13 protein-coding genes are annotated in these 12,263 nt (G+C 56.6%); 2 read left to right on the top strand and 11 right to left on the bottom strand.

Annotation, left to right across the window (positions count from 1 at the left end; translation table 11 throughout):
- Nucleotides 1-54 precede the first annotated feature (54 nt).
- The 9 genes from rlmC to nfsA form a co-directional block, all read right to left on the bottom strand.
- Nucleotides 55-1,191 carry a 23S rRNA (uracil(747)-C(5))-methyltransferase RlmC gene (gene rlmC / locus ACOTYH_RS03155; RefSeq protein ID WP_048973296.1) on the bottom strand — a complete coding sequence of 379 codons (1,137 nt, stop codon included), beginning with the start codon at nt 1,189-1,191 and terminating at the stop codon, nt 55-57.
- A gap of 40 nt (nt 1,192-1,231) precedes the next feature.
- Nucleotides 1,232-1,729, bottom strand: a complete 498-nt coding sequence (locus ACOTYH_RS03160; protein ID WP_085929694.1) for a YbjO family protein — start codon at nt 1,727-1,729, stop codon at nt 1,232-1,234.
- Nucleotides 1,730-1,771: 42 nt separating this feature from the next.
- The gene (gene potI, locus ACOTYH_RS03165; protein WP_003858378.1) at nt 1,772-2,617 is read right to left on the bottom strand and encodes a putrescine ABC transporter permease PotI; all 846 of its coding nucleotides are present in this window, start codon (nt 2,615-2,617) and stop codon (nt 1,772-1,774) included.
- Complete coding sequence (potH, locus tag ACOTYH_RS03170; RefSeq protein ID WP_017693731.1) at nt 2,614-3,567, bottom strand: putrescine ABC transporter permease PotH; 954 nt, start codon at nt 3,565-3,567, stop codon at nt 2,614-2,616. Before potH ends, potI begins: the two co-directional genes overlap by 4 nt.
- A 9-nt stretch (nt 3,568-3,576) precedes the next feature.
- Nucleotides 3,577-4,710, bottom strand: coding sequence for a putrescine ABC transporter ATP-binding subunit PotG (potG, locus tag ACOTYH_RS03175; protein WP_017693732.1), 1,134 nt, complete (start codon nt 4,708-4,710; stop codon nt 3,577-3,579).
- Between the two features lie 143 nt (nt 4,711-4,853).
- Entirely contained in the window at nt 4,854-5,966 is a 1,113-nt protein-coding gene (potF, locus tag ACOTYH_RS03180) for a spermidine/putrescine ABC transporter substrate-binding protein PotF (RefSeq protein WP_015571013.1), read from the bottom strand.
- 349 nt (nt 5,967-6,315) lie between these two features.
- Nucleotides 6,316-6,792, bottom strand: a complete 477-nt coding sequence (locus ACOTYH_RS03185; RefSeq protein WP_003858385.1) for a YbjN domain-containing protein — start codon at nt 6,790-6,792, stop codon at nt 6,316-6,318.
- A gap of 63 nt (nt 6,793-6,855) precedes the next feature.
- Nucleotides 6,856-7,758, bottom strand: coding sequence for a 30S ribosomal protein S6--L-glutamate ligase (gene rimK, locus ACOTYH_RS03190; protein ID WP_017693733.1), 903 nt, complete (start codon nt 7,756-7,758; stop codon nt 6,856-6,858).
- Nucleotides 7,759-7,822: 64 nt separating this feature from the next.
- Nucleotides 7,823-8,545 carry a nitroreductase NfsA gene (nfsA, locus tag ACOTYH_RS03195; RefSeq protein WP_015571015.1) on the bottom strand — a complete coding sequence of 241 codons (723 nt, stop codon included), beginning with the start codon at nt 8,543-8,545 and terminating at the stop codon, nt 7,823-7,825.
- Between the two features lie 185 nt (nt 8,546-8,730).
- Here nfsA and ACOTYH_RS03200 point away from each other — a divergent pair, with 185 nt between their 5' ends.
- Nucleotides 8,731-9,000 (top strand): GrxA family glutaredoxin, encoded by a 270-nt coding sequence (locus tag ACOTYH_RS03200; RefSeq protein ID WP_006809455.1) that lies wholly within the window; start codon nt 8,731-8,733, stop codon nt 8,998-9,000.
- A 30-nt stretch (nt 9,001-9,030) separates the two neighbouring features.
- Here the strand turns inward: ACOTYH_RS03200 and ACOTYH_RS03205 are convergent, their stop codons facing one another.
- Nucleotides 9,031-9,405, bottom strand: coding sequence for an inner membrane protein YbjM (locus ACOTYH_RS03205; protein ID WP_421637554.1), 375 nt, complete (start codon nt 9,403-9,405; stop codon nt 9,031-9,033).
- Between the two features lie 274 nt (nt 9,406-9,679).
- On the opposite strand from ACOTYH_RS03205, the gene ACOTYH_RS03210 reads away from it, so the two are divergent.
- Nucleotides 9,680-11,365 carry an aspartate:alanine antiporter gene (locus tag ACOTYH_RS03210; protein WP_026080732.1) on the top strand — a complete coding sequence of 562 codons (1,686 nt, stop codon included), beginning with the start codon at nt 9,680-9,682 and terminating at the stop codon, nt 11,363-11,365.
- 288 nt (nt 11,366-11,653) lie between these two features.
- Here the strand turns inward: ACOTYH_RS03210 and ACOTYH_RS03215 are convergent, their stop codons facing one another.
- A complete protein-coding gene (locus ACOTYH_RS03215; RefSeq protein WP_032647831.1) occupies nt 11,654-12,211 on the bottom strand; it encodes a TetR/AcrR family transcriptional regulator in 558 nt (185 codons plus the stop codon).
- Nucleotides 12,212-12,263: the final 52 nt, after the last annotated feature.

The following is a 12,263-nucleotide window of genomic DNA, read 5'->3' on the forward strand; positions in this document are numbered from 1 at the left end:
AGTTCACATTTTGTTGAACATTGTGCGGGGTTTATGCCGGGTGACGGCTTCGCCTTACCCGGCCTGCGCTTTGGTTAACAACGTCAACACTTCATAATGGGCGGTATGGGGGAACATATCGAAAAGCTGAACGCGCGCAATGCGGTAGCCCGGCAGGCTGGCGATATCCTTCGCCATGGTCTGCGCGTTACAGCTGGAGTAGACAATGTACTCCGGCGCCATCTGGCTCAGGTAGTCGCAGAGCGCCTGGCCGATACCCCGGCGCGGCGGGTTCACCAGCACCAGCTCCGGCACGTTGCCCTGTCCGGTGGCGAACCGGGTCGAGTCTAGCGCCTGGAAGTGCAGATTCGTCAGCCCCAGCTCTGCGGCGGACTGCTTCGCGCAGGCAATCGCTTCGGCGGAGATCTCAATTCCGGTGAGCTGCATGTCTGGCGTGGCACAGTGCAGACCAAAGCCGCCGACGCCGCAGAACAGATCCCACATGTGATGAACCTGTAACGCACGCACCCAGTCGCGCGCGGTGGCATACAGCGCGCTGGCGACGGTGGGGTTAGTCTGAAAGAAGCTTTGCGGACGGATCCACAGCGGCACGCAGTTAAAGCTCTCCGCCAGCGCATGCTGTTCGGTGAAGAAAATCTCTTTCTCCCCTTCCATGATCGCCATATGCACCGGCTGAATATTCGCGGTGATAACCTTGAGCTGCGGAAGCTGTTCCTGCAACCCCGGAAGCGCCGCGCGCAGCTGCTCCAGCTTGTTTTCCGAACGCAGCACAAAGCGCAGCATCATCCCGCCGTCGATCTGGCTTTCGGTCAGCAAAAGGTATTTCAGCTCGCCGCGCCTGCGGGCAACGTTATAGGGCGTTAACCCCGCCCGGGCGATAAACGGTTTCAGCGCGCTAAACACCGGCTCAAACGAGGCGGGATACAGCGGGCAGTCGGTTAAATCTTCCGGGGTGCCGTCGCGGTGCAGCATCCCCAGCAGCGGCTTTTCAACGCTGCCGCTGACCACCATTTTGGCTTTATTGCGAAAGCCCTGTTCCGGGCCACTGACGGGTGCGCACCACTCGCCCACCGCATGTGCTGTCAGCAGCTGTTGCAGGTCGGCCATTTTGGCGGTGAGTTGTTGAGAGACCGGCTGTTCTATCCACTGACAGGAGCGGCAGCGTCCGGCGTCATAGAGTGCGCACTGCATATGAAAACCTTAAGAAACACGAGGGCTGCGATTATACACATTATTGCAGGCGGAAGAACCGCCGACTGGAAGCCGGGAGATAAAGCAGGCAGAGCACCAGCATATCCGGCAGTTTTTGCATCACCAGTGAATGGAAAATCTCGCGTCGCGACTCACCGGGTATGCTGAACAGCTCCGGATAGCCATAGCCCAGCGAGGCGGCCCACAGGTAGCCTGCGGCGGTGATCTGCGTAAGCAGATACACCCAGCGCGCCCAGTTACGTCCTTTCACCAGCGAGAACGCACAGTAGATCTCAATAAACACCAGCATCAGGCTGCTGAGAAACACCAGCGTCAGATTCCACGTCTGCGCGCTGCGGTGAATAAATTCCCCCATTCCGCGCGGACCCAGCGTGTTCATTATCATCAGCACATCCAGGCAGCGGATCATAATAATGGCGAGCGCCGCCACCTGCACCAGTGCAGGGACGTTCGGACGAGCGTGCGAATGACGTGTTTTTTGTAAGAATCCCAATGTTTTTACTTCCCTGAAAAACAGTGCCGCGTCATACGCGGCACATCACTGGAAATAGTAATTCCTTCAGCCGCGTCTTGCACGCTGGATATCGCGCACACGCTGTTTTTCCGCGCGCGCCATCAAATACCAGGCGATAAATCCGACAATTCCGACCACGCCAAGGATGATGGACGCCAGGGCGTTGATCTCCGGATTCACCCCCATCCGCACGCTGGAGAAGACCAGCATCGGCAGCGTCGTCGCGCCTGGCCCCGACACAAAGCTGGCGATAACCAGATCGTCGAGCGAGAGCGTGAACGCCAGCAGCCAGCCGGAGATCACCGCCGGCATAATCATCGGCAGCGTGATGATGAAAAAGACCTTCAGCGGCGTTGCGCCGAGATCCATCGCCGCCTCTTCAATGGAGCGATCCAGCTCGCGCAGCCGCGAGGAGATCACCACCGCCACATACGCCGTACAGAAGGTGACATGTGCCAGCCAGATGGTGAGCATCCCGCGATCCGCTGGCCAGCCGATGGCGTGCGCCAGCGCGACAAACAGCAGCAGTAGCGACAGGCCGGTGATGACGTCCGGCATGACCAGCGGGGCGGTGATCATAAACGCGAAACCATTCGCCCCGCGGAAACGGCCAAAGCGCACCATCACCAGCGCGGCGATAGTGCCCAGCACGCAGGCCATCGTCGCCGCCAGCGCCGCAATGGTCAGGCTCAGCCCCACCGCGCTCATCATCGCATCATCGTGGAACAGCTCGCTGTACCAGCGCGTGGACCAGCCCGCCCAGACGGTGACCAGCTTAGAGCTGTTGAACGAGTAGATCACCAGCATCAGCATCGGCGCATACAGGAAGGTAAAGCCGATAATCAGGATCGCAATTCGCCACGGGGAGCGTACTACCGGTAAGTTGTTCATCCGTGGTCTCCCATCTGTTTCTGCTGATGTTTGTGGAACCACATGATCGGCACGATCAGCAGCAGTAACATGACGATCGCCACCGCCGAGGCCACCGGCCAGTCGCGGTTATTGAAGAACTCCTGCCACAGCACGCGGCCAATCATGATGCTGTCCGGGCCACCGAGCAGTTCCGGGATCACAAACTCCCCGACCGCCGGGATAAACACCAGCATCGATCCGGCGATGATCCCGCCTTTGGTGAGCGGCACAATGACGCTGAAGAAAGTCTTCAACGGGCGTGCGCCGAGATCCAGCGAGGCTTCCACCAGCGAGTAATCGATTCGCGTCAGCGCCGTATAGATCGGCAGCACCATAAACGGCAGATAGGCATAGACAATCCCGATATACACCGCAAGGTTGGTGTGCAGGATCGTCAGCGGCTGGTCGATGACCCCAAGCCACAGCAGGAAGTTATTCAGTATGCCGTTATTCTTCAGGATCCCCATCCACGCGTACACGCGGATCAGGAACGACGTCCACGACGGTAAAATGACCAACAGCAGTAAAATATTTCGCGTCGACGGCTTGCTGTGCGCCACTGCCCACGCCAGCGGGTAGCCCATCAACAAGCAGCAAATCGTAGAAATAGCCGCAACCTGTAACGACTGCAAATAGGCTTCGAAATAGAGCGGATCGTCGGTCAGTTGCAGGAAATTACCGAGGTTTAAGGTCAGCGTCAGCTGCCCGTCGGCCCACTCCCACAGATCGGTATACGGTGGGATAGCCCGCGCCATCTCCGCCAGGCTGATCTTAAAGACGATCAGGAACGGCAGCAGAAACAGCAGGATCAGCCAGATATAGGGCATGGCGATGACCAGCTTGCGGCCATGCGCCATCTGCATGCGCGCCAGCCAGAGCGCGAAACCGCCCGGTTTTTTGACGCGGGCTGGAGGTTCAAGTGTGCTCATGACCGCTCCTTATACCGTCAGGACTACGCAACTGTCCGCATCCCAGCAGAGGCTCACTTCGTCGCCCCAGGTTGGCTGTCCCTTGCGATACCGGTGTTCGTTCTGTAACTGGGCGCTGAGCATCTGGCCGCTTTTCAGGCGCACATGGTAAATCGACAGATCGCCGAGATAGGCAATGTGCACCACTTCGCCCACGGCAAAGTTATAGCCATCGGCGGGCGGCTCATCGCAAAGCATGATTTTTTCCGGGCGCAGGGCAACGTAAACCGGCACGTTGTCCACTACGGAGTTATCAGAATCAACCTTCAGCGGGTGCACCAGCCCCGGCGATTCAATCACCAGACCGTCGTCCTGGCGTTCCTTCAGTAGCCCTTCGAAGACGTTTACCGAGCCGATGAACTCCGCGCTGTAGCGGGTTGTCGGGTGTTCATAGATCTCTTCCGGCTCGCCGATCTGCACGAACTTACCGCGATTCATGATCGCAATGCGCCCGGCCATGGTCATCGCCTCTTCCTGATCGTGGGTCACCATCACGCAGGTCACCCCCACGCGCTCGAGGATATCCACCACTTCCAGCTGCATCCGGTCGCGCAGCTTTTTATCCAGCGCGCCCATCGGCTCGTCGAGCAGTAATAATTTTGGTCGCTTCGCCAGACTTCTTGCCAGCGCCACGCGCTGACGCTGGCCGCCGGAAAGCTGATGCGGCTTACGCTTCGCAAACTCCTGCATATGCACCAGGCTCAGCATCTCTGCCACGCGCGCGGTGATTTCGGCTTTCGGCAGTTTGTCCTGCTTCAGGCCGAAGGCGATGTTCTGCTCAACGGTCATGTGCGGGAACAGGGCATAGGACTGGAACATCATGTTTATGGGCCGCTGGTACGGCGGCACGCTGGAGAGGTCTACCCCATCCAGCACGATCTGCCCGGCGGTAGGCTGTTCAAAGCCTGCCAGCATACGCAGCAGTGTGGATTTGCCGCAGCCCGATGCACCGAGCAAAGCAAAAATTTCACCTTTGTAGATCGTCAGGCTGACATCGTCCACGGCATGCTGGCCGTCGAAGGATTTAGTGAGGTTACGAATTTCAAGAAGCGGGGTCAGCGCTTTACGGACTTTCGCCTGCGGGCGGGGGATCGCGTCATTCACGGGGTGTTCTCCGGCATAGATCAACACTGGTGCAAACGCACCGTCAGGGTGCGCATCGCCGGGCGGCGCTAACGCTTGCCCGGCCTACGGGATCTGTCGGCCCGGTAAGCGACAGCGCCACCGGGCAACGATATCAAACGCCGTTACTTACCGCTTTTCACCTTGGTCCACGCGCGGGTACGCACACGGTCAATTTTCGGTTCCTGCACTTTCAGGGTGAAGAGCTTGGCAAACACATCGGCTGGCGGATAGATCGCCGGATTATTGCGGATTTCTTCGCTCACCAGCGGCACGGAGGCCTTGTTACCGTTGGCGTAGTAGACATGGTCGCTGATGTGGGCAATCACCTCCGGACGCATCAGGTAGTTGAGGAATTGATACGCTTCCTCTTTATTTTTCGCATCAGCCGGCATCGCGAAGACGTCGAAGAACGCCAGCGCCCCCTCCTTCGGAATGAAGTAGGAAACATTCACGCCGTTTTTGGCCTCTTTCGCGCGGTTCGCCGCCTGCCAGACATCGCCCGCCCAGCCGATGGCCACGCAGATATCCCCGTTAGCCAGGTCGTTGATGTACTGAGAGGAGTGGAAGTAGCGAATATTCGGACGCAGCTTCAGGAGCAGGTCGGTCGCCGGACCGGTGTAGTCGTCGGCCTTGCTGCTGTTTGGATCTTTGCCGAGATAGTTAAGCACGGTGGCGAAAATCTCTTCCGGCGCATCGAGGAAAGAGACGCCGCAGCTTTTCAGCTTCTCGAGGTTTTCCGGCTTCAGCACCACGTCCCAACTGTCCAGCTTGACGTCCGGGCCCAGCGCCGCTTTGACTTTATCCACGTTATAGCCAATACCGGTGGTCGCCCACAGGTAAGGCATCGCGTATTTATTCTCCGGATCGTGCTTCGCCACCAGCTTCAGCACGTCCGGATCGAGGTTTTTCCAGTTCGGTAATTTGCTCTTGTCCAGCGGCTGGAAGACACCGGCGGTCAGCTGACGCTCCAGGAAGCTTGCCGACGGCACCACCAGATCGAAACCGGTGCTGCCCGCCATCAGTTTGCCTTCCAGCACTTCGTTGGAATCGAATACGTCGTAGACAACCTTAATGCCGGTCTCTTTTTCAAAATTCGCGACGGTGTCCGGCGCAATATAGTCAGACCAGTTATAGACGTGCAGCGTTTTTTGTTCCGCAGCGAGCGTGCCGGCAGAGACGGCCATCAGAGCACCCGCAACCAGACCCGATAACCATTTTTTATTCAAGGCGATCATATTGTTATTCCTTCTGAAAGTTCGTTAACAAACGAACCAAAACTGTGCAGCCTGAAGATATGCAATAATCATGCATAGTTTGTCGCTCTGCCCGAAATAAAATACCCCCTCTTCCCGGCAGGTTCCGCTCGCTTTTTTAAGCACCGCAAGAATAACTGTAGCCCGTGTCTCCGGCTATAGCCCAGACGAAAAAACGCCTTTTATCAATTTTTTATGCAGATTATGTCTACGTGATAAGCCGAAACGGCCGGAGAGGAGGTGAAAAACTCTTTAAAGAAAGGTTAAAAGCAGCAGAAAAAATGGTGTTATGCAGCCGCTCTGGCAGCGACTGCGCAAAAGTCAGACAGGCTTAGTGGAGAAAATTGGGAGATGCATCATTATTCTCGGCATCATCTTCCGCGCTATACAGCAGGTGATGTGCGTTGGCTTCCATCATTACCATGGAAATTTGCTCTTCGCTCAGGCGCATAAACCAGGCGAACTGCTTGAAGGAGAGCCCCGCGCCGGAGAATAAAGACTGGCAAACCACCAGCTTTGGCAGATTATCATCCTGTATGTCGAGAAACGCTTTCACCGTCAAAGAACTGGCGTTGATCGCTGACAGATCAGACGCCAGCGCCAGCAGCGCAGAAGGCTTTACTTCAGCCAGCGCCGAGAACAGGATCACGTCGTTAATCAGATCGATTTTGGCATCGAAAATGCCATCGAAATTTTGCATGTGAGGCAGATGCAGCGCCTGGCAGGAGTCGCATTCGAAGAAAGTAATACCGGCATCATCGAGCCATTGACGTAACGTATCCAGTGTAGGTACGACCTGTAAATCCATCGCTGTGCAGCCTCTTAAATAAAAACGTTGTCCAGATTACGCAAAAAGTGCGCGCCGATCCATTTAACCGCCCGTTTTCAGGCAAAATCCCGGCGTCGCATGGCGTTCAATCCATGCGATCATTTTACCTGCAATATCGACGCCTGTGGTTTTTTCCACCCCTTCCAGCCCCGGCGAGGCGTTGACTTCCATCACCAGCGGCCCGCGCCCGGCACGCAGCAGATCGACCCCCGCCACGTCCAGGCCCAGCGTCTGCGCCGCTTTCACCGCAATCTCGCGCTCGCGCTCGCTAATAAGGGCCACCCGCGCGATACCGCCGCGGTGCAGGTTAGAGCGGAAGTCGCCCTCTTTTGCCTGCCGCTCTATGGCGGCCACCACCTCATCGCCCACCACAAAGCAGCGGATGTCGCACCCGTTGGCCTCTTTAATATACTCCTGCACCAGAATATGGGCATTCAGACCGCGAAACGCGTCGATCACGCTTTCCGCCGCCTGACGCGTCTCCGCCAGTACCACCCCAATACCCTGCGTACCTTCCACCAGCTTAATAACCAGCGGCGCACCGCCCACCATGTCGATTAAATCGCTGGTGTCGTCCGGGGAGTGGGCAATCCCGGTGACGGGCAGATCGATCCCCTGGCGCGCCAGCAGTTGCAGCGAGCGCAGCTTATCGCGGGCGCGGGAGATCGCCACGGACTCGTTGAGCGGATAGCTTCCCAGCATTTCAAACTGGCGCAGCGCAGCCGTACCGTAATAGGTGATCTGGGAGCCAATGCGGGGAATTACCGCATCAAAATGCGGGAGTTTGCGGCCTTTGTAATGAATCGACGATGCCGCAGGGTCGATGTTCATATAGCAGGACATCGGATCGAGGATCTCAATCTGATGTCCGCGTTTCGCCGCCGCTTCTCGCAGGCGTTTACATGAATAGAGCGTTCCATCCCGGGACAATATGGCAATTTTCACCCTGCACCTCTCTAAAGACATGGTAAAAGCCTGCCTATCATACACGAGGCGCAGGAGGAATGGACTACCGCGTTGCCCAGCCCTGTTTGTGCAGGTAATCAAGAATGAACGGGCGGTTCTCCTTGATGATGGTGCGACGAATATGGTCGCTCCAGGTGTCGCGGCGGTTGTTGCTGTCGCGCGTCAGATAGTAGTTCGCCAGCTCTTCATCGTATTGATGCAGAACGTCCTGGTCGACCGGCTGGTAGTGGTTTTCATGCACCAGCATCGCAGCAGGAATGCGCGGCTTCAGATCCGGGTTATCTGCCGGCCAGCCGAGGCACAGACCAAACAGCGGCAGCACGTGTTTCGGCAGCTTCAGCAGTTCCGTCACGCTTTCGATGTTGTTACGCAGCCCGCCAATATAGACGCCGCCAAGCCCCAGCGATTCCGCCGCCGTGAACGCGTTTTGCGCCATCAGCGCCGTATCCACCACGCCCAGCAGCAGCTGTTCCGCCAGCCCCAGCTCGGCCTCGGGGCAGATTTGCAGATGACGGTTAAAATCGGCGCAGAACACCCAGAACTCAGCCGCCTGGGCAACGTGCTTTTGTCCGCCCGTCAGCGTTACCAGCTGCTCACGCATCGCCGGATCGGTGATGCGGATAATGGAGCTGCACTGCAAAAAGCTGGAGCTGGAGGTGCCTCTTGCGCTGTCGATGATCGCTTCCCGCTGCGCCTGGGTAATCGGCTCATCGGTGAAATGGCGAATGGAACGGTGGGAACGAAGCAGGTCAATGGTTGGCGTCATTTTGTCTCTCTTTGTGTTGCGTAAAACGTATGGCAGCCAGTATAGGCAATGATCCACCTGATGTAATTGGCGAAACATAGCCTGACTGTATCAAAGTGACAGGTGAAACCTTCTTTCCATGACGGCAGGTTATCGTGCACTATAGGCGCCATTCGCCGTCAGGCTTGTTTTTTGAGGAGAGAGAAATGTTTGCAGTAATTTTTGGTCGTCCAGGATGCCCTTACTGTGTACGCGCGAAAGAGCTGGCAGAGAAACTGACTGAAGAACGTGATGATTTCAACTTCCGTTACGTGGATATCCACGCGGAAGGCATCACTAAAGCCGATCTGGAAAAAACCGTGGGTAAACCGGTTGAAACCGTGCCGCAGATCTTCCTCGATCAGAAACACATCGGCGGCTGCACCGATTTTGAGGCCTACGCCAAAGAACACCTGGGCCTGTTTGCGGCTCAGTAATGCGAAGACGCCCTCACCCTGAGGGCGTTTTTATTTACGGTGCTTCCTCTGTTGCAGCAGGCTGCGCGTAAATAAGAAACAGAGCGCGCCCAGCGCACACCAGAAAACGCCACTCAGTAGCCACGCCACTTCCTGCCAGACGCTTCTCGACGAGAGAAACAGCACGCGCATCAGAAGCAGGCAGAGCGGGGCCGCAAGTATTGCCCCAATAAGCGGCATCACCACCTCGCCTTTACGCGAGAGAAAACCAGCGACTACCCCCGGCAGGATGAAGAACAACAGGCCCAGCTCGGGATGACCGGACGCTCTGAAGGCGCCTTTCACGTTAAAAGCGAGCGACATGCAAACGACCGTAAACAGCAAAAAACAGCTGATTACGCCAGCCCAGTTTCGTTTAAAGTTCAAACTATCCTCCTGACTTATCTCTATCAAATACAAAAATCGTCCGGTGGACGCCCAGTCAGATAAAGCAATGCGGCAATCCTTGCCAAAGCACGCACAGAAGTCGTGCGATAATAGGTGGCTGTCGGTAGCTATTACGATTAAACTAACCGACTGCTAGTGTTTAGGGTATTTATCAGGAAGCAGGGAGATGCAAAGTGATTCCCTGACTCTGAAAACAGTAGCCCAAATAGTCCTTTCATTCAACAACTTACTGGTAAACAAGAAGTTAGCCTCCGTGAATATAAACGTCGCAGACTTGTTAAATGGGAATTACATCCTGTTATTATTTGTGGTACTGGCGCTGGGCCTTTGTCTGGGTAAATTACGCCTGGGTTCAGTTCAACTTGGTAATTCCATTGGCGTTTTAGTCGTCTCCCTGTTATTAGGTCAACAACATTTCAGTATTAACACGGACGCGCTTAACTTAGGTTTCATGCTGTTTATTTTTTGCGTAGGCGTGGAAGCCGGTCCGAACTTTTTTTCCATTTTCTTCCGAGACGGCAAAAATTACCTGATGCTGGCGCTGGTGATGGTCGGCAGCGCCCTGCTGATTGCGTTAGGGCTGGGCAAACTGTTTGGCTGGGACATCGGCTTAACGGCCGGTATGCTGGCAGGCTCGATGACCTCCACGCCGGTGCTTGTTGGCGCGGGGGATACGCTTCGTCATTCTGGCATGGCAGGCACGCAGCTTTCCTCCGCGCTGGACAACCTGAGTCTGGGCTATGCCCTGACCTATCTGATTGGTCTGGTGAGCCTGATTGTTGGCGCGCGCTATCTGCCAAAACTTCAGCATCAGGATCTCCAGACCAGCGCCCAGACCATCGCCCGCGAGCGCGGCCTGGACACGGACTCCAAACGTAAAGTTTACCTGCCGGTGATCCGCGCCTACCGCGTCGGGCCGGAGCTGGTTGCCTGGACCGACGGGAAAAACCTGCGCGAGCTGGGGATCTACCGTCAGACCGGCTGCTACATCGAACGTATCCGTCGTAACGGCATTCTGGCAAACCCGGACGGTGACGCGGTGCTCCAGATGGGCGATGACATCGCCCTTGTTGGCTACCCGGACGCCCACGCGCGTCTCGATCCGAGCTTCCGCAACGGGAAAGAGGTGTTTGACCGCGACCTGCTGGACATGCGTATCGTCACCGAAGAGATTGTGGTGAAAAACCACAACGCCGTGGGCCGCCGTCTGGCACAGCTGAAGCTGACCGACCACGGTTGTTTCCTCAACCGCGTGATCCGCAGCCAGATTGAAATGCCTATCGACGATAACGTGGTGCTCAATAAAGGCGATGTGTTGCAGGTCAGCGGCGATGCCCGACGGGTTAAAACCGTTGCCGACCGTATCGGCTTTATCTCGATCCACAGCCAGGTGACGGACCTGTTAGCCTTCTGCGCCTTCTTCATTGTCGGCCTGATGATCGGGATGATAACCTTCCAGTTCAGCAACTTTAGCTTCGGCATTGGTAACGCAGCCGGTCTGCTGTTCGCCGGGATCATGCTGGGCTTCCTGCGAGCGAACCATCCCACCTTCGGCTATATCCCTCAGGGGGCGCTGAACATGGTGAAAGAGTTCGGTCTGATGGTCTTTATGGCGGGTGTCGGATTAAGCGCCGGGAGCGGCATTGGCAACGGCCTGGGCGCGGTCGGCTGGCAAATGTTGGTTTCCGGACTTATCGTCAGCCTGGTACCGGTGGTGATCTGTTTCCTGTTCGGCGCCTACGTGCTGCGCATGAACCGCGCCCTGCTCTTCGGCGCGATGATGGGCGCGCGCACCTGCGCACCGGCGATGGAGATCATCAGCGACACCGCGCGCAGCAATATCCCGGCGCTGGGCTATGCAGGCACGTACGCAATCGCCAACGTGCTGCTGACGCTGGCGGGTACGCTGATCATCATTATCTGGCCAGGACTCGGATAAATCTCAAGTTTGCGTGTGGCTGAAAAAATTTTCGTTACGCGCAGAACTTTTTACGCAGGGTGCAGTCATAACTAGTGCCACTGCTTTTCTTTGATGTCCCCAATTTGTGGAGCCCATCAACCCCGCCGTTTTGGTTCAAGGTTGATGGGTTTTTTGTTGCCTGAAGAAATACAAATTTAAGATTCAGGATTGTAGGCCGTGTAAGGCGAAGCCGTCACCCGGCAAGTAGGGTAGTCGAATCGACTCCAGGCAAAAGTTCTGGGCCGGTAACATCATGGTGCCCTTCTGCTAATCGCGTGGCATCTGCTCACGGGCAATCCGCCCCACCATCACCCGGATCTCCTCCCGAGTTAACGGCGACCGATCGGTCACAAAATGCAGCGTCATCCCCTCGATAAACGCATCCAGCGCGCGGGCGGTGGCCGGATCAAACCACTGCTCCAGCGTAGCCTGGCTCATCTTCATCCAGTCCTGCATCACCGTTTTCAGCGCGGCGCTGCGGTGCATAAACGCGTACAGCTGATACATCAGCGCCATATTGTGTGGCGTGGTCACGGCTGAACTGTGGATCAGCGTGGTAATCGCCTCGCACGCCCTCTCGCGCCCCGTAACCCCCGCGAAGAAATCCCGGTACTGCTGAGACATCTGCTGCGTAAACCACGTGAATGCCTCCTCCAGAAGCGACTCCATCCCGTCGAAATAGTAGGTCATCGACCCCAGCGGCACGCCTGCGCAGGTGGCAATTTTGCGGTGCGTGACGGCATGAATACCGTGCTCAGCAATGGTGTCCAGCGTCGCCTGGAGTATCTTCTCGCGGCGGTTAGGGTCGTTCGGTGGTCTGCTCATAAAATCCTCATCCGGTTTATGTACAAATGTACACAAAGTTGCTAGTGTTGTC

This window comes from Enterobacter cloacae complex sp. SHL001 (genome assembly GCF_049236825.1).
GTDB lineage: Bacteria > Pseudomonadota > Gammaproteobacteria > Enterobacterales > Enterobacteriaceae > Enterobacter > Enterobacter hormaechei_C.